Genomic DNA, 17,645 nt, shown 5'->3' on the forward strand with positions numbered 1-17,645 from the left:
ACCGGCGTCAATGTTCCGGTTGTCATGGATAGATTGATCTGAAGCAACCATTGATTGACAGGAGAGAAGAATGGCTCAAAAAGTAGCGTATGTCACAGGGGGAATGGGAGGCATCGGAACGGCCATCTGCCAGCGTCTGCACAAGGAAGGCTTCAAGGTCATCGCAGGTTGTGGTCCGTCGCGCGACTTCCAGAAGTGGCTTGACGAGCAAAAGGCGCTGGGTTTCACCTTCCATGCATCGGTGGGCAATGTGGGCGACTGGGCTTCCACCGTCGAAGCCTTCAGCAAGACCAAGGCCGAGCACGGCAGCATCGATGTGCTGGTCAACAATGCCGGCATCACGCGTGACCGCATGTTCATCAAGATGACGCCCGAAGACTGGCAGGCCGTCATCGAGACCAACCTCAACTCCATGTTCAACGTGACCAAGCAGGTCGTGGGCGACATGGTGGAAAAGGGCTGGGGCCGCATCATCAACATCAGCTCGGTCAATGGCGCCAAGGGCCAGGCCGGGCAGACCAATTACTCGGCCGCCAAGGCGGGCATGCACGGCTTCACCATGGCGCTGGCGCAGGAGATGGCCACCAAGGGCGTGACCGTGAACACCGTGAGCCCCGGCTACATCGGCACCGACATGGTCAAGGCCATCCGTCCCGACGTGCTGGAGAAGATCGTGGGCACCATCCCCGTCAAGCGCCTGGGCGAGCCCAGCGAGATCGCATCGATCATCGCTTGGCTGGCTTCGGAGGAAGGCGGCTATTCCACCGGCGCCGATTTTTCGGTCAACGGTGGCCTGCACATGCATTGAACCTGCAAGGGTTCGCACTGCAAAGGAGCCTCCGGGCTCCTTTTTTGTAGGGCAGCCCCGCGGCAAATGGCCCAGAAATGACAAAACCCGCTGAAGCGGGTTCTGTGGAAGAGGGGGTCTGCACGGAAGGCCGTCAGACCGGTGGTGTCAGAGACTGGGGCACCGAGTGCGCCAGCCAGCGCCTCAGCGCTTGCGATCGCGTTCGTCTTCGGGCCAGATGGACATGATGGCGTTCGTTTGCATGGAAACTTCTCCTGTATTGCTCTCTTAACGCGGGCTGGATTCAGCTGGTTGACAGGTTTTTAAAAAATTTTCGAAGGAAGTCGAAACTTTTTCGTGACCCGGTTTTCAAGCGCTGCGGGGGCCGCGCTTGCGGTCACGGTCATCCCATGGCCAGACAGCTTGGGCCAGCGCAGCGGCTGCAAAGCGGGTCTGCAGGGCGGTGTGGGAAAAGATGTCGGTCATTGCAGTCACTCCTTTGCGTGTTCAACGCGGGGCAGTGGCGGCAGGTTGACTCAGGGATTGCCCCAGGACGCAAGCAATTGCAAGCCCGGAGGTGGTGATCTGTCAGTTTGAAGACAGATTTCTGGCGCGGTGAGAAAAAATCCGTTTTCTGACAGAGGCTTACGGGCGTGGCGGGCTAATGCCGATGCTGTTACGCCTCGTTGCCCGCAATGCGTGGGCACAGGTCAACCCGGGGTGAAAACGTCCATCAGGCAAAAATCAGGGTCACGGCAGGCGCGTCGTCCACGATGTAGCCGCGGTACATGCCGGCGCTGTTGAAGGGGCAGTGCACGCGTCCGTCGCTGTCCACGGCCACCACGCCGCCCTGGCCACCGATGTGTGTCAGCGTGCCCCGCACTGCGGCGTCGGCTGCGAGTTCCAGGCTTTGCCCCAGGTAGCGCATGCGCGCATGGATGTCGTGCGCGATGGCTGCGCGCAGGAAATGCTCGCCGGTTCCGGTGGCCGCCACGGCGCAGGTGGTGCTGTCGGCGTAGAAACCTGCGCCCACCACAGGCGTGTCGCCCACGCGCCCGGGGCGCTTGTTGGTCAGCCCGCCGGTGGATGCCGCCGCGGCCAGGTTGCCATGCACATCGCGCGCCACGGCGCCGACCGTGCCCATCTTGCCGTTCTCGTTCAGCGGAGCAGGGTGCGCCGCCAGTCCGCTGGCGTCGTGGTCCAGCAGCGCGGTCTGGCCGGATTGCGCCTGCACCCGGCGCAGCTGTGCCAGGCGCTCGGCAGATTCGAAGTAGCCTGCATCCATCCGCGCCAGCCCGCGCTCATCGGCAAACCGCTGCGCCCCTTCGCCGACCAGGAGCACGCACTGGCCATCGTCAAGAACATGCCGTGCCAGCGCAATCGGATTGCGCACCTGGCTGACGGAAGCGACTGCGCCGGCCCGCAGGTTGCTGCCGTCCATCAGGCCGGCGTCCATCTCGTGGCGCGCGTCGCGTGTGTAGACGGAGCCGCGCCCGGCATTGAACAGCGGGCAGTCTTCCAGGGACTGGCACGCGGCCTGGACGGCGTCCAGCGCGCTGGCGCCGCGCCGCAGCAGGGCGGCGCCCGCCTCCAGCGCCTGGGCCAGCGCGGCGTGGTAAGGGGCCTCGTCGGCCTGGCCCTGGATGACGGTGCCTGCGCCGCCGTGCACGGCAATGGAAAATTTTCGGGAGTTCTGGGGCATGTTCATTGGAGTGCGTAGCGCGATTCCAGGAAGCGGCCATAGCGGGCGATGCCCAGGCCGATGAGCAGGTAGACGGCACAGACCACCATGTACATCTCCACGAAGTACGCAATCCAGTGGGGGTCGCTCATGGCCATCTTCAGGGAGCCAGTGATGTCGTAGATGTTCACGATCGCCACCAGGGAGGTGTCCTTCACCGCGCCGATGAAGTTGCTCACCGTGGGCGCTATGGTCACGCGCAGCGCCTGCGGCAGGACCACGTGGCGCAGCACCTGCACCCTGGTGAAGCCCATGGCCTGGGCCGCCATGACCTGGCCTTGGGGCACGGCCTGCAGCCCGCCGCGAAACACCTCGGCAAGATAGGCCGCGCTGAAGGCCGCCAGGCAGACGGCGATGCGGACCATGGGGTCTACCCTCCATTGCGCGGGCACCAGCATGGGCAGCACGAAGGCCCCGAAGAACAGCAGTGTGATCAGGGGCACGCCGCGCACGGCCTCGATGAAGCCCGTGCACAGGATGCGGATCAAGGGCAGGCTGGAGCGCCGGCCCAGCGCCAGCAGGATGCCCAGCGGAACGCCGGCCAGGCAGGCGATCACGGCAAGGAACAGGGTCAGCGGCAGGCCGCCCCACAGATCGCTGGGCACGGGTGCCAGGCCGGCCACACCGCCGGCCATCAGCACGCCGAAGCCGGTCAACCCGGCCAGCAGCATCGCCATGCCGGCGCGGCCGAAGAAGCGCGGTAGCGCCGCCACGCCCACGCTGCCCAGCAGCCAAAGGCTGGCGGCGACGGGGCGCCATTGCTCTGCCACGGGATAGCGGCCCAGGAATACCAGGCGGTATTTCTCGCGCACCACGCCCCAGCAGGCGCCGGCCGCAGCGCGGCATGTGTCGGGGTTGGCTGCGGTTTCGGCGTCGAGCAGGCCCCAGGCCAGCAGCTTCCAGCCTGCCCACAGCGCGGCCAGCAGCAGCGTGGCGGTGATAAGCCCGGAGAGCGCATCCGGAAACAGGCTGGCGCGCAGGCGCTGCGCCAGCGGAACCCGGGGCGGGGCCACCGGCAGGGCCGGTGCGCGGAGTACGGCACTCATGGGCAGGTCTTTCCCGGCTAGCGTGTGATGAAGGCACTGCGCTGGTTGAAGGCATTCAATGCCAGCGAGGTCAGCAGGTTGATGGCCAGGTAGACCACCGCGATGATGGTCACGCATTCGATGGCCTGGCCGGTCTGGCTCATGGCGGTGTTGGCGACCATCACCACGTCGGGGTAGCCGATGGCCACGGCCAGCGAGGAGTTCTTGATGGTGCTGAGCGCCAGGTTGGTATAGGGGGGAATGATCACCCGCAGGGCCTGCGGCAGCACGACCAGGCGCAGCTGCTGGCCGCGGCGCATGCCCAGGGCCGAGGCAGCATTCCATTGCCCGCGCGGCACGGCCTGCAGACCGGCGCGCACGATCTCCGCGCAATAGGCGGCGGCATACAGGCCCAGGGCGCCCACCAGGGCCAGGAATTCAGGCGTCAGCGCCAGTCCTCCGTCGATGCCGAACATGCCCGGTTGCGGGGAACTCCAGTGCCAGCCCGCCGCGCTGTCGTACACCGGGCCGGGCAGGGCCAGCCCCGCCTTGCTCAGAAAGCCCAGGGGGCCGATGGCCAGAGGGCGGTCCACATCGGGCAGCAGCGAAGTCAGCGCGAAATACCACAGCAGCACCTGCACCAGCAGCGGGATGTTGCGCGCCACATCGACATAGAGGCGCACGGCGCCGCGCAGCAGCGGATGCCTTGCCACTGCGGCCACGCCCAGCAGCAGGCCCAGCACGGTGGCCAGCACGAGCGCGGGCACGGCGGCGCGAACCGTGTTGGCTACGCCGGCTGCGACCGCACGCAGGTAGCTGTCGCCGGGCTCGTAGGGCAGCAGCCCTTCGGAGATGGAAAAGCCGGCCGTCTGCTCCAGAAAGCCGAAGCCCCCGGCAATGCCGCGCGCGGCGATGTTGCGGCTGGCGTTGTGCGCCAGCCAGCCCAGCAGCAATATCAGCAGCCAGCCGATGGCGAGCTGCAAGGCCAGCTGGCCCCAGCGTGGCCGGGTGGGGGCCGGTGGCTTCCGTGCCCCGGCGTCGATGGCATTCACGGCTTTCACAGCATCTACAGCGTTCGCGGCATTCATGGCAGGGTGCCCTCGGCGCGTCAGTTCATCGGCGGCGACATCATCAGGCCGCCCTTGGTGAACAGCGCGTTCTTGCCGCGCGGCACGTTCAGGCCCGACCTGGCGCCCAGGTTGCGCTCATAGCTCTCGCCATAGTTGCCCACGGCCTTGACGATGCGCAGCGCCCATTCCTTGTCCAGCCCCAGCTGCTTGCCCAGGTCGTCGCTCTGGCCCAGGAAACGCTTGACCTGGATGCTGTCGGAGCGGGTCTTGAGCTCGTCGGCATTGGCCTGGGTGATGCCCAGTTCCTCGGCCTCGATCATGGCGTTGAGTGTCCAGCGCACGACAGCGAACCATTCGTCGTCACCGCGGCGCACGGCCGGGCCGGCCGGCTCCTTGGAGATGACTTCGGGCAGGATCACGTAGTCGTCGGGGTTGGCCAGTTCCTTGCCGCGCAGCACGGCCAGGGCGCCGAGGTCGCCGGTATAGGCCTGGCAGCGCCCGCTGCTGAAGGCCTGCAGGGCGGCTTCGGGGTTGTCGAACACCACCGCCTTGTAGTTGAGCTTGTGGGCGCGAAAGTACTCCGACAGGGTCTTTTCCGTGGTGGATCCGCTGATCACGCAGATGGTGGCGCCAGAGAGCTGCTTGACGCTGTTCAGGCCGGGTTTCTTCCTGGCCATGAAGCCCTGGCCGTCGTGGAAATTGATGCCCGCCCACATCAGGCCCAGGCCGTTGTCGCGCGTGAAGGTCCAGGTGGTGTTGCGTGCCAGCAGATCGATCTCGCCGGACTGCAGCGCCGTGATGCGTGTCTGGCCGCTGGTGGGAATGAACTTGACCTTGCCGGCGTCGCCCAGGGTGGCGGCCGCCACGGCGCGGCAGAAATCCACGTCCAGCCCGGACCAGTTGCCGCTGCCGTCGGCCAGCGCAAAGCCTGCGCGCCCCGTGTGCACACCGCAGGCCACGGCGCCGCGCTGCTTGATGCCATCCAGCGTCTTGCCTGCGTAGGCCGGCGCGGCAGCGAGCGTGGCCGCGGCGGCCATCGAGGCGAAAAGAAAGCGGAAACGGGCAGGGGCATTCATGCGGAGTCCTTTGCGGCGGGATGGGGGGCCTGGGGTTGCGGCTTGCTCGCCGCAGGTGAAGCGGGGCTGCTGTCCGGTGTCAGGTAGGGAAGCACCGACTCGGACAGTTCGACCAGGCTGCGCACGGCCTGGGGCGTGGCGCGGATGACCTGGGTGGCCAGCGCTTCGACCATGGCCATGGCCGCCAGCACCGACGATGGGAGCAGAGGGTGGGCGGCAGGGGCCAGCAGCACGTAGTCGGCCCGGCCGGCCAGCGGGCTGGTGGCCTCGTCGGTGATGGCGATGGTCAGGGCGCCCCGCTGGCGCGCATGCGCCGTCAGCTCCACCGCTTCGCGTGAGTAGCGCGGCAGCGAGATCGCGATCAGCACATCCTGCTCCGTCAGCCCTGTCATGCGCCGGACGGCTTGCTCCGTGCCGCCTGCGCAGGCCACTTCCAGCACCTGGGGCAGATAGGGCTGCAGCGCGTCGGCGCCAAAGGCTGCCACATGGTGGGAGCTGCCAAAGCCCATGAACAGGACGCGGCGCGCGCGGCAGATGCGCTGGGCCAGTTGATCGAGCAGGCCGGGGTCGCAGGCCTGTGCGGCCGCCTGCAGATTGCGCTGCGTGTGCTCGAAGGCCTGCGCTCCCACGGCGCTTGCGGCAGGCTCGTGCGCCGCGCGCAGCTTGTTCACGGGCTCCAGGGCCTGTTGCAGCTGGCGGCCCAGGTGCAGGCGCAGATCGGCAAAGCCTTCGTAGCCGGCGTGCTTGGCGAAGCGGTTGACGGCAGCCAGGGAGCCGCCACAGGCATTGGCCACTTCCTCGGCGCTCAGCGTGACGGCCAGGACCGGATGCGCGGCCATCCAGCGGCCGACCCGGGCGACGGCGGGCGAGCCATCGACGCTGGCGCGCAGCAGTTCCTGTACGGCGGGGTGGGGGTGGAGTTCCATGAATGAATGAAATTGAATGGTCTCTTTCATCAATTATTTTTTAGGAATGAAATCTTTCATTCAGGGGAAACCCTGAACCGAACGATCCATGCGTTCCGCTGGCTGCGGGGGAGTGCGGGGGCGTTGGGAGAGGGAGGGGCCTCAGGGGCGCACTTCGGCTGGGCCGAAGTGGAGCGCCGTCTTCACGCGGGACGACGCTTGTGGCAGGCGGGCCAATGGGACCGCCTGGTTTTCGAGAACGACTGGAATCAGTCGGACATCGCGGCCGACAGCTGCTCGATCTGCTCGCTCAGTTCCAGCCAGCGTTCCTCCAGGCTGTCGATCTCGTCGTTGCAGGCCTTGAGGCTGCGGCCTGCTTCGGCCATCTCGGCGGGCGAGATGGGCTGGCTCAGCAGGCCCTCCAGCCGCGTGCGTTCGGCCTGCAGCTGGGGCAGGCGCTTGTCCAGCTGTTCCAGTTCCTTCTTGAACGGCCGGGTCTTCTCGGCCATCTGCTGGCGGGCCAGGGCGGCCAGGCGCCGTTGCTCGCGCTGGTCTCCGGCGCTGGCGGCCGGCGGCGTGGATGGGGCAGCGGGGGCCGGGGCCAGCGCAGCAGCCACGGGGGCCTGCACTGCAGGTGCTGCAGCTGCTGCACCTGCTGCGGGCTCCACCTGCGCTGCCGCCTTGCTGGTGGCCGCAGCCGCCTGTTCGGCCTTGCGGGCTTCCTCGCGCAGGCGGCGGGATTCTTCCAGCAGGTAGCGCTGGTAGTCGTCCAGGTCGCCGTCGAAGGGGCCGACCACGCCACGGCCGACCAGCCAGAAGTCCTCGCAGACCGAGCGCAGCAGGGCGCGGTCGTGGCTGACCAGCATGACGGTGCCGTCGAAGTCGTTGATGGCCATGGCCAGGGCCTCGCGCGTGGCCAGGTCCAGGTGGTTGGTGGGCTCGTCCAGCAGCAGCAGGTTGGGGCGCTGCCAGACGATCATGGCCAGCACCAGGCGCGCCTTCTCGCCGCCGCTCATGCTGCCCACGGCCTGCTTGACCATGTCGCCGCTGAAGTTGAACGTACCCAGGTAGCTGCGCAGGTCCTGCTCGCGCGCCTGCGGGCCGGTGGCGCCGGTGTCCCGTGCCAGGCGGATCATGTGCTCCATCGGGTTTTCGCCGGGGCGCAGCACGTCCAGTTCCTGCTGGGCGAAGTAGCCGATGTTCAGGCCCTTGCCTTCGGTCACGGTGCCGGCCAGGGCCTTCATCTCGCGCGCGATGGTCTTGACCAGGGTGGACTTGCCCTGGCCGTTGGCGCCCAGGATGCCGATGCGCTGGCCCGCCAGCACCGAGCGGTTGACGCCGCGCAGGATGGTGGTCGCCTGGCCTTCGTCGTCCAGGTAGCCGAATGCGGCGTCCGTGATCGCCAGCATGGGGTTGGGCAGGTTGGCGGGCGGCTTGAACTCGAAGGTGAAATCGGCGCTGGCCAGCATGGGCGCGACCTTTTCCATGCGCTCGATCTGCTTGACGCGGCTTTGCGCCTGCTTGGCCTTGGAGGCCTTGGCCTTGAAGCGGTCGATGAATTTTTGCAGGTGGGCGATCTTTTCCTGCTGGCGCTCGAACGAAGCCTGCTGCAGCAGCATCTGCTGGGCGCGCAGTTCCTCGAACTTGCTGTAGTTGCCGCCATAGCGCGTGACCTGCGCGTTTTCGATGTGCAGCGTGGTGTTGGTGATGGCGTCCAGGAATTCGCGGTCATGGCTGATCACGACCAGGGTGCCGGGGTAGCGCTTGAGCCAGGCTTCCAGCCAGACCAGGGCGTCCAGGTCCAAGTGGTTGGTGGGCTCGTCCAGCAGCAGCAGGTCGGAGGGGCACATCAGCGCGCGCGCCAGCTGCAGGCGCATGCGCCAGCCGCCGGAGAAGCTGTTGACGGGGTGCTCCAGCTCGGAGACCTTGAAGCCCAGGCCCAGGATCAGGGCCTGTGCGCGCGGCACGGCGTCGTGCGCGCCGGCATCGGCCAGGTCCACGTGGGCGTGGGCAATGGCCATGCCGTCCTCGCTGGCCTCGGCGGCCGCGAGCTGGGCGTTGAGCTCGCTCAAGCGGGTGTCGCCGTCCAGCACGAACTGGGTGGCCGTCTCCGAGGTCTCGGGCATGTTCTGCGCGACCTGGCCCAGGCGCCATTGCGAGGGGATGGAGAACTCTCCGCCGTCCTCGGCCAGGCTGCCGTTGAGCAGGGCGAACAGGCTGGACTTGCCGGCGCCATTGCGTCCGACAAGGCCGACTTTTTCACCGGGGTTGATGGAGACGGAGGTGCTGTCCAGCAGCACGCGGGTGCCGCGGCGCAGGGTAATGTTGCGAAGGCTGATCATGAATGGGCAGGATTATCCCAGCGATTGCGCCAGGGCAGGATTGCCGCCCGCCATGCCCGTGCCCGGCCACGGTGCAAAGCCCTGGTACCAGGCCCTAGATCGGCTGTATGCCCACGCGCTGCATCATGGACTGGGTGAACTGGATCTCGCGCTCGAAGCCCTTGGCATAGGCTTCGGCGCTGGTGATGGCGACCTTGCCGCCTTCCTGCTCCAGCAAGGCGATGACCTTGGGCTGCCTGAGTACCTCCTCCAGCGCCGTGCGCAGCCGCTGGACGATGGCCTCGGGCGTGGCGGCCGGCACGGACACACCGCCCCAGGACGTGAGGTTGACGTCGGGCACGCCCAGCTCGGCCAGGGTCTGCACCTGGGGCAGCTTGGCGTTGCGCTGGGGGCCGGCAATGGCCAGCGGCACCAGCCTGCCCGCCAGCACCTGGGGATAGGCCACGGAAAACAGCGGGGCACCGAAGGCCACCTGCTGGCCCAGCACGGCATTGACCAGCTCGGACGCGCCCTTGTAGGGCACATGGTTGACCTGCAGGCCCATGCTGGAGGCCAGCATCTCCACGCCCAGGTGCGATGGCGTGCCCACGCCGCCCGAGGCATAGTCCAGCGCGCCCGGCCTGGCCTTGGCGCGGGCGGCCAGGTCATCCAGCGTGCGCATGCCCGAGTCGGCATGCACGACGACCAGGATGTCCGAGCGCGACATGCCCAGCACATGGCGGAAGTCCTTGAACACGTCGTAGCCCGGGCTTTTGTACATGCGCATGGCGGCGGCCATGGGCGAGCCCGAGTACAGCAGGGTGTAGCCGTCCGCCGGCGCCTTGGCCACCTGGCGGGCGCCGATGTTGCCGCCCGCGCCGGCGCGGTTGTCTATCACCACGGGCTGGCCCAGCTGGGCCGACAGCGCCTCGGCCACGATGCGCGCGGCCGTGTCGGGGCTGGTGCCGGCTAGGTAGGGCACCACCCATTTGATGGGGCGCGTGGGCCAGGCGCTGTCGTGCGCTGAGGCTGTGGCGGCCCAGGGCAGGCCTGCCGCAAGCGATGCGGCGCCTGCAGCCCGCAGGAATTGGCGGCGGTCCTGGCCGCTGCTGGTGATGTGTGGCATGGCTTTGTCTCCTGGTCTTTTGTCTTTTCTGTTTGCTGGGGGAGTGCTGGGGCTGCCGGCCAGCCTCAGGCGCCGGCCCGCTCCAGCAGCTCCTTGGCGATGGTGTTGCGCTGTATCTCGCTGGTGCCCGTGAGCACGCGGTACATGCGCAGCATGCGGAACAGGAATTCCACGCGCCTGCCCTGGACGATGCCTTCGCCGCCATGGATCTGCACGGCGCGGTCGGCAATGCGGAACGCCGTCTCCGAGCAGAACAGCTTGCTCATCGAGGCCTGGGCGCGCGCGTCGATGCCGGCGTCGATGGCGCGGGCCGTCTGCACCATCAGCGCGCGCGCGGCCATCCATTCGGTGGCCATGTCGGCCAGCATGTGCTGTATGGACTGGAACTGGGCAATGCTGCGGCCGAATTGCTGGCGCCCCAGCGCATAGTCACGCGCATCGCGCAGCGCCACCTGCGCCAGCCCCAGCATGGCCGGGCAGTGCAGCAGGCGGTTGACGGTGATGCGGCCCAGCGCCAGGGCCAGGCCCCGGCCCGGCTCGCCGATCAACTGGGCCGCGGGCACGCGGCAGCCGTCGAGCACGATGTCGCCCGTGCTCGATTGACCGGCCATGGTCTTGTAGCCGCTGACCACCTGCACGCCCGGTGCATGCAGGTCCACGAAGAAGGCGCTGATCTCGCGCTGCGGGCTGCCCTCGGGCGCGGTCGAGGCCATGAGCACGGCGAAGTCGGCAAACGGCGAGCCCGAGATGAAGCGCTTGCGGCCGTGGAGCACGTAATGGTCGCCTTCCAGCACGGCGCGCGTCTCCAGCGCGCCCGCGTCCGAGCCGGCCGCCGCCTCGGTCAGCGCAAAGCAGATGGACTTTTCGGCGCGTGCCACGGGCAGGATGAACTGCTCCATCTGCAAGGGCGTGGCCTTGCGGATCAGCGCGCCTATGCGCGGCGGGCCGCTGAGTTCGCCCAGCACATGGGGCGCGAAGGGCGATCCCGTGGCGTAGATGGCCTCCTTGACCAGCACCTGGTCGAGCACGGACAGGCCGGCGCCGCCCATGGCCTCGGGCAGGGTCATGCCGTAGAAGCCGCGCGCATGCGACAGCTTCCAGACCTGGCGCAGCAAATCGGTGGAGGCGCTGTTTTCATGGTCCACACCATGCGCGCGGGCGAGGTCGGCCAGTTCGCCGTGGATGAAGGCGTTGAGCGCGTCGATCAGGCCGGCTGCGCGCTCGGAGCCTTCAAAGGGCATTTCCAGCAGGGCAGCGTTGGCGGTGGGGAGTGTGTCTTTGGCGTTCATCTCAGTTCACCTTGCGGGCGTGGTTGGCCCAGTAGGGCGCCTGCACGGCGCGGCGCATGACCTTGCCGTTGGGGTTCTTGGGCAGCTGCTGCACGAATTCGATGTGGCGCGGGCGCTTGAAGCCGCCCAGGCGCTCGGCGCAAAAGCTGTCCAGCGCGGCACTGTCGCCGGCCAGGCCGGGCTTGAGCACGATGTGGGCGGCCACGGCCTCGCCCCATTTGTCGTCGGGGATGGCGAACACGCAGGCATCGGCCACCGAGGCATGTTCGTAGAGCACGGACTCCACCTCGGACGGATAGACGTTGAAGCCGCCGCTGATGACCATGTCCTTCTTGCGGTCCACGATGTAGACAAAGCCCTGCTCGTCCATGCGGGCCAGGTCGCCCGTGTGGTAGCGGCCGTTCCTGAGCACCTCGGCCGTCAGCTCGGGCGCGCGCCAGTAGCCTGCGAAGACATCGGCGCCGCTGACCACGATCTCGCCGATCTCGCCCTCGGGCACGCGGCGGCCTTCGTCGTCCACCACCTCCACCAGGGATTCCAGAAAGGGCCGGCCGCATGATGCCAGCCGCTCGGGCCGCGACGCGCGTGCCTGCAGGTGGTCCTGCACCGTCAGGCCGCAGACGCCGGAGGTGGTCTCGCCCGCGCCGTAGCCCTGGGACAGGATGGGGCCGAACACGTCCATGGCCTGCAGGATGCGCGCGGGCGCCATGGGCGCTGCGCCGTAGCCCAGGCGTTGCAGGTCGGGCAGCGGGCGGTAGCGGCCGCCGATCTCGGCCAGCAGCATGTTGATCATGGTGGGCACCATGAAGGTATGGGTGACGCGCCGCGCCTGCATCTCGGCCATGAAGGCGCCAGGCTCGAAGCCCGAGAACAGGTGGATGGTGGCGCCCGTGCACAGCGCCGGCACCATTTGCATGCCCGAGGCGTGGGTGACCGGCCCCACCAGTCCCAGCACATGGCCGGCCTGCATGCCCTCGCCGCGCATCAGGAACTTGCGCAGCTGGGCCAAGCGGTTGCCGAAGGTCTGCATGGCGGCCTTGAGCACGCCCGACGAGCCCGAGGTGTAGTGCAGCACGGCCACCTCGTGCTCGTGCACGGCCACGGGCTGGAAGCGGTCGCTGGCGCGGGCGAGCAGCGCTTCGTAGTTGCTGTCGGCAGGGCCGTCCAGCAGCAGCAGGCGCACGTCGGCAGACTGCAGGTGCGGCTTGAAGGCCTCGGCGCGCGCGGCCGTGGTCACGATGATGGAAGCATCGCTGTTGGCCGCGATATCGCCTACTTCGCGTGGAGACAGGCGTGCGTTGAAGGGCGCCTTGATGAGCCCGGCCTTGTAGCAGGCGATCTCGATCTCCACGATTTCCACGCAATTGGGCAGGTAGATGCCCACGCGGTCGCCGCGGGCCAGCCCCTGGGCAAGCAGGGCGTTCGCCAGGCGGTTGGAGCGCTGCTCAAGCTCTGCGTAGCTGATGCTGCGCGCGGCGCTGGTCACCGCAGGCTGCGCGGCATGGGCCCTGCAGCTGCGTGCGACGAGTTCGCCGACATTGGGTATGGGGAGGGAATGGGGGTGGCCTGCGGTGGGCCGGGATGTCTCGTGCATGGCATTCCTTGGCTGAAGCCGCGCGTTTTGCGCGGCGTGCCATGCACTGTTGCAGAAGAGGACCGGGCCGGGGAAATACCGATTAGTGATTCAGTTGCATCAGAAAAATTGATGTCCAGACCAACCCTTGCCGTTTTTGCTGATGACCATCGGGCTGCTGCACTACGCTGGGCTGCTGCATCACATCTGCTGCGGATGCTGCCAGCGCGCCTGCCAGAGGCCCGCCGTGATCAGTTGCCGGGCCTGGTCCAGCAGTGCCTGCCGGACCACCTGCAGTGCCGGGTCACCGCCGCGGTTGGCCTGCACGGCCAGGAAGTAGCGGCGCAGCAGCGCGGGCGCCGCGACCCGGGCCACGATCCAGCCGGGCTGGAGGCCCGTGGGCGCCGCCTTGGCGCCCTCGCGCAGCCAGGCGGGCGCATCGCTCAGCGAGCAGGCGGGCGTGAAGGTGAAGCCCGCGCCGCAGTGGTAGAGCGAGCGGATGACGCGCGCGGAATCGTGTTCGTGGACGATGTTCAACCGCAGCTCCCGCGCATCGGCGGCGGCCTCCACGGTCTGGCGGATGGAAAAGCGGCGCGATTGCAGCACCAGCGGCAGCTGGCAGGCATGGGCAAAGTCCATGTGCGGCAGGCCGCCGTCCGGCGCCGGGCGCAGCAGCGGGGCCACGCTGCCATCGACATCCTGGCCGCAGACGTAGATGGATTCCTCTGCCATGGGCTGCACCTGCAGGTCATGCAGGCTGGCCGTGTCCACAAGAATGGCCAGGTCGGCGCGCCGGTCCAGCATGGCCTTTTGCACCATAAGGCTGAGGTCGTCGAGCACGAAGATGCGTATGCGCGGGTGGCTGTGGCGCAGGCTGGCAATCAGGGGGCCTGCCAGCAGGCTGGTCAGCAAAAAAGGCAGGGCGATGGTGACCGAGCCTTCGGGGCCCTGGGGCAGGCGCTGTATGCGCTCGCGCATGGCATCGGCGTCTGACAGCAGGCGGCGGGCATCCTCGTACAGCTGCGCGCCGGCCGGGGTGGGCGTCACGCCGGCGTGGCTGCGCTCCAGCAGTTGCGCACCCAGCTCGCCTTCCAGCTTCTTGATCTGCGCCGTGAGCGCGGGCTGGGCCACGTACAGCGAGTGCGCGGCGCGCGAGAGGCTACCAGCCTCCAGCACGGCGATGAAGTAGCGCAGCGCCCGCAGGTCCATCTCAGCCCAGGGGGCGGTAGGTGGGGCGCAGGGCCTCGATATCGCCTTCGGTCCAGGCGCGCAGTGCCTCCTGGGTGATCAGCAGCACCTGCTCGTCGCCCGAGCTGGTGTCCAGCCAGAACACGGGCAGGTCGGGGAAGGCGGCTTCGAAGAAGTCCTTTTCATTGCCGATTTCCAGCACGACCACGCCTTCCTTGGCCAGGCGCGAGGGCAGGTCCTGCAGCAGGCGGCGGATGAAGTCCATGCCGTCGGCACCACCGGCCAGCGCCAGCTCGGGCTCGGCCTGGTATTCGGCAGGCAGACGCGACATGCTGTCGGCATTCACATAGGGCGGGTTGCACAGCACCAGGTCCCAGGGGCCGGGCAGGGCGGCCAGGCCGTCGCTCTCCAGCAGTTGCACGCGCTCGGCGAGCTCATGGCGGTCCACGTTGATGCGGGCCACGGCCAGCGCGTCGGCCGAGATGTCGGCGCCCGTGACCTCGACCTCGGGCCAGGCCATGGCCGCCAGGCAGGCCAGGCTGCCGTTGCCGGTGCACAGGTCCAGCACGCGGCGCGTGCGGTCGGACAGCCAGCCGTCGATGCTGCCGTCGGCCAGCAGTTCGGCAATGAAGCTGCGCGGCACGATGGCGCGCTCGTCCACGTAGAAGGGCACGCCCTGCAGCCAGGCCTCGCGCGTGAGGTAGGCGGCGGGCTTGCGTGTGCGGATACGCTCTGCGAACAGCTCGGCCACTTCGGCCTGCTGCTCGGCGCTCACCGGCTGGCTGGCCAGGGACTCGGGCGCGCCCGGCGCCAGTTCGCTGTCCAGTGGCAGGCCCAGCTTCCAGAGCGTGAGCCACGCCGATTCGTCTTCGGCCGTGGCCGTGCCGTGGCCAAAGGCCACGCCGGCCGCCGTGAGCGCCGCGGCGCCCGAGGCCACGAGGTCGGCGATGGTGCTGCCCGAGATGGCGGGAATATTGGCAGGGGTGGGGGCGGATGTCATCGTCGGCTCCTTGGGCGCGCGTTCAGGCGGCCTGCTGGCGCTGCAGCTCCTGGAGCGTGCGGCGGTAAATGTTCTTGAGGGGCTCGATGTCGGCCACCACGATGTGCTCGTCGATCTTGTGGATGCTGGCGTTGGGCGGGCCCACTTCCACGACCTGGCTGCAGATCTGGGCGATGAAGCGGCCGTCGCTGGTGCCGCCCGTGGTGGACAGCTCGGTCTCCAGGCCGGTCTCGGCGCGGATGGCCGCCTGCACGGCGTTCACCAGCGTGCCTGGCGTGGTCAGGAAGGGCTGGCCGCCAATGGTCCAGGCCAGCTCGTACTCCAGCCCGTGGCGGTCCAGCACGGCGTGCACGCGCTGCTGCAGCGATTCGGCCGTGGACTCGGTGCAGAAGCGGAAGTTGAAGTCGATGGTCACATGGCCGGGGATGACGTTGGATGCGCCCGTGCCGCCATGCATGTTGCTGATCTGCCAGCTGGTGGGCGGGAAGAAGGCGTTGCCCTCGTCCCATCGCGTGGCGGCCAGTTCGGCCAGGGCCGGCAGGGCCTGGTGGATGGGGTTGCGCGCCAGCTGCGGGTAGGCGATGTGGCCCTGGATGCCCTTGACGGTGAGGCGTCCGCTCATGGTGCCCCGGCGGCCGTTCTTGATCATGTCGCCCGTGCGGTCCACGGAGGTGGGCTCGCCCACGATGCACCAGTCCAGGCGCTCGCCGCGCTCGCGCAGCAGCTCGACCACGACCTTGGTGCCGTCCACCGAAGGGCCTTCCTCGTCGCTGGTCAGCAGCAGGGCAATGTCGAAGGAGGGAGTTGGCGTCTCGGCCAGGAACTCCTCCAGTGCCACGACAAAGGCGGCGATGGAGGTCTTCATGTCGCTGGCGCCGCGGCCGTACAGCTTGCCGTCGCGGTGCGTGGGCACGAAGGGCGGGCTGCTCCACTGCTCCAGGGGGCCGGTGGGCACCACGTCGGTATGGCCGGCAAAGACCAGCACGGGCCGGTCGGTGCCTGCGCCGGAGCGCCTGGCCCAGAGATTGCGCACGCGAAAGCTGTCTGGGCCGCTATCGATGCGCTCGCAGGCAAAGCCCATGGGCAGCAGGGCATCGGCCAGGAGTTCAAGGCAGCCGGCGTCTTCCGGGGTCACGGATGGCAGGCTGATCAGCTGCTCGGTCAGTTGCAAGGTGCGGGACATGGTGGGAAGGTCAAAAAACAAAAAAGTCGGAGGGCTGGCTGGCGCCAGCGTGCTCCGACATTGTGAACGCTGCAGGCCCGGCTGTTCAGTTCGGCTTGACTTCCAGCATGATTTCGGTGAACGAGGGCATGTCGTCCTCGCCGGGCGTGGCCAGTTCGGCGAACTGGCTGGACGGCGCGGCATGGCCGGCCTTGACCACGTCGTTTTCCAGGCGCCACATCAGGTTGGTGGGCGAGTCGGCAAAGGCCAGTCCCTCGGCGCGGTCGATGCGGCCCGAGCGGATCAGCTGGGCCAGCGCCTCTTCAAAGGTCTGCGAGCCTTCGGCCATGGATTTCTCCATGGCCTCCTTGACGCCCGAGAAGTTGCCGCGCTCGATGAGGTCGGCGATCAGCTTGGTGTTGAGCATCACCTCGACGGCCGGCATGCGGCCGCCATCCACGGTGCGCACCAGGCGCTGGGAGATCACGCCCTTGAGCGCTGCCGACAGCTCGCCCAGCATGGTCGGCCGGATTTCCTCGGGGAAGAAGGACAGGATGCGGTTGAGCGCGTGGTAGCTGTTGTTGGCGTGCAGCGTGGCAAGGCACAAATGGCCCGACTGCGCAAAGCCCATGGCCGAGGACATGGTCTCGCGGTCGCGGATCTCGCCGATCAGGATCACGTCGGGCGCCTGGCGCAGCGCATTCTTGAGCGCAACCTGCAGCGATGCCGTGTCGGATCCCACTTCGCGCTGGTTGACGATGGAGCGCTTGTTGCGGAACTGGTATTCGATGGGGTCCTCGATGGTGAGGATGTGGCCCGTGAGCTTTTCATTGCGCGCGTCGATCATCGAGGCCAGCGTCGTGCTCTTGCCCGAGCCCGTGGAGCCCACGACCAGCAGCAGGCCGCGCTTTTGCATGATCAGCTCGCCCAGCACGGGCGGCAGGTTCAGCGTGTCCATGGGCGGGATGTGCTGGGCGATGAAGCGGATCACCACGGCGCAGCTGCCGCGCTGGTGCATGGCGCTGACGCGGAAACGCCCCACGCCGCGCAGCGGCACGCCCATGTTGAGCTCGCCCGTCTCGTCCAGCTCCTGCAGGCGCTCGGCCGGCACGATCTCGGCCAGCAGGCTGCGCGGCGCATCGGGCGGCAGCAGCTGGTTGTTGATGGGGACGCATTCGCCGTTGATCTTGATCAGCGCCGGCGCGTTGACCGCCAGGTAGACGTCGGACGCCTGCTTCTCGCCCATCAGGCGCAAAATCCTCTCCATCGTGCCCATGTGTTCCCCCAAATTCGTGTGCTGTCGCTGTTCTTGGATCGTTGTCACGCGCTTTTGACGTGAAACGGGCGTCCGCTGCCTGGTGGCCGGGGACGCCCTCGAGAGT

At 67.9% G+C, this 17,645-nt stretch carries 14 protein-coding genes; 1 reads left to right on the top strand and 13 read right to left on the bottom strand.

Annotated elements, in window-relative coordinates; genetic code table 11:
- The first annotated feature begins 70 nt into the window (after positions 1-70).
- Positions 71-808, top strand: coding sequence for an acetoacetyl-CoA reductase (gene phbB, locus ACF8O7_RS21120; RefSeq protein ID WP_016445929.1), 738 nt, complete (start codon positions 71-73; stop codon positions 806-808).
- A 712-nt stretch (positions 809-1,520) separates the two neighbouring features.
- On the opposite strand, the gene ACF8O7_RS21125 is transcribed toward phbB, so the two are convergent.
- The 13 genes from ACF8O7_RS21125 to ACF8O7_RS21185 all read right to left on the bottom strand — a co-directional run bounded on the left by ACF8O7_RS21125 (position 1,521) and on the right by ACF8O7_RS21185 (position 17,539).
- Positions 1,521-2,495: an isoaspartyl peptidase/L-asparaginase family protein gene (locus ACF8O7_RS21125; RefSeq protein ID WP_046982572.1), complete on the bottom strand. Its 975-nt coding sequence runs from the start codon at positions 2,493-2,495 to the stop codon at positions 1,521-1,523.
- Entirely contained in the window at positions 2,492-3,574 is a 1,083-nt protein-coding gene (locus tag ACF8O7_RS21130) for an amino acid ABC transporter permease (RefSeq protein ID WP_046238316.1), read from the bottom strand. Before ACF8O7_RS21130 ends, ACF8O7_RS21125 begins: the two co-directional genes overlap by 4 nt.
- A gap of 17 nt (positions 3,575-3,591) precedes the next feature.
- The gene (locus tag ACF8O7_RS21135; RefSeq protein ID WP_392444176.1) at positions 3,592-4,605 is read right to left on the bottom strand and encodes an ABC transporter permease subunit; all 1,014 of its coding nucleotides are present in this window, start codon (positions 4,603-4,605) and stop codon (positions 3,592-3,594) included.
- A gap of 56 nt (positions 4,606-4,661) precedes the next feature.
- Complete coding sequence (locus ACF8O7_RS21140; RefSeq protein ID WP_392444177.1) at positions 4,662-5,699, bottom strand: amino acid ABC transporter substrate-binding protein; 1,038 nt, start codon at positions 5,697-5,699, stop codon at positions 4,662-4,664.
- Positions 5,696-6,625 (bottom strand): MurR/RpiR family transcriptional regulator, encoded by a 930-nt coding sequence (locus ACF8O7_RS21145; RefSeq protein WP_392444179.1) that lies wholly within the window; start codon positions 6,623-6,625, stop codon positions 5,696-5,698. The genes ACF8O7_RS21140 and ACF8O7_RS21145 overlap by 4 nt, the downstream gene beginning before the upstream one ends.
- A 248-nt stretch (positions 6,626-6,873) precedes the next feature.
- Entirely contained in the window at positions 6,874-8,946 is a 2,073-nt protein-coding gene (locus ACF8O7_RS21150; RefSeq protein WP_160852510.1) for an ABC-F family ATP-binding cassette domain-containing protein, read from the bottom strand.
- A 94-nt stretch (positions 8,947-9,040) separates the two neighbouring features.
- Positions 9,041-10,051, bottom strand: a complete 1,011-nt coding sequence (locus ACF8O7_RS21155; RefSeq protein ID WP_126312840.1) for a tripartite tricarboxylate transporter substrate binding protein — start codon at positions 10,049-10,051, stop codon at positions 9,041-9,043.
- Between the two features lie 65 nt (positions 10,052-10,116).
- A complete protein-coding gene (locus tag ACF8O7_RS21160; RefSeq protein ID WP_016453489.1) occupies positions 10,117-11,340 on the bottom strand; it encodes an acyl-CoA dehydrogenase family protein in 1,224 nt (407 codons plus the stop codon).
- A gap of 1 nt (position 11,341) precedes the next feature.
- Entirely contained in the window at positions 11,342-12,934 is a 1,593-nt protein-coding gene (locus ACF8O7_RS21165; RefSeq protein WP_280048114.1) for a class I adenylate-forming enzyme family protein, read from the bottom strand.
- A gap of 180 nt (positions 12,935-13,114) precedes the next feature.
- Positions 13,115-14,122, bottom strand: a complete 1,008-nt coding sequence (locus ACF8O7_RS21170) for a LysR family transcriptional regulator (protein WP_126312842.1) — start codon at positions 14,120-14,122, stop codon at positions 13,115-13,117.
- Position 14,123: 1 nt separating this feature from the next.
- Positions 14,124-15,101, bottom strand: a complete 978-nt coding sequence (prmB, locus tag ACF8O7_RS21175; protein WP_016453486.1) for a 50S ribosomal protein L3 N(5)-glutamine methyltransferase — start codon at positions 15,099-15,101, stop codon at positions 14,124-14,126.
- A gap of 22 nt (positions 15,102-15,123) precedes the next feature.
- The gene (gene dapE / locus ACF8O7_RS21180; RefSeq protein WP_016445942.1) at positions 15,124-16,284 is read right to left on the bottom strand and encodes a succinyl-diaminopimelate desuccinylase; all 1,161 of its coding nucleotides are present in this window, start codon (positions 16,282-16,284) and stop codon (positions 15,124-15,126) included.
- A gap of 85 nt (positions 16,285-16,369) precedes the next feature.
- Positions 16,370-17,539 (bottom strand): PilT/PilU family type 4a pilus ATPase, encoded by a 1,170-nt coding sequence (locus ACF8O7_RS21185; protein WP_016445943.1) that lies wholly within the window; start codon positions 17,537-17,539, stop codon positions 16,370-16,372.
- Positions 17,540-17,645: the final 106 nt, after the last annotated feature.

Source organism: Delftia sp. WSY_16, assembly GCF_043104415.1.
Classification (GTDB): domain Bacteria; phylum Pseudomonadota; class Gammaproteobacteria; order Burkholderiales; family Burkholderiaceae_C; genus Comamonas; species Comamonas tsuruhatensis.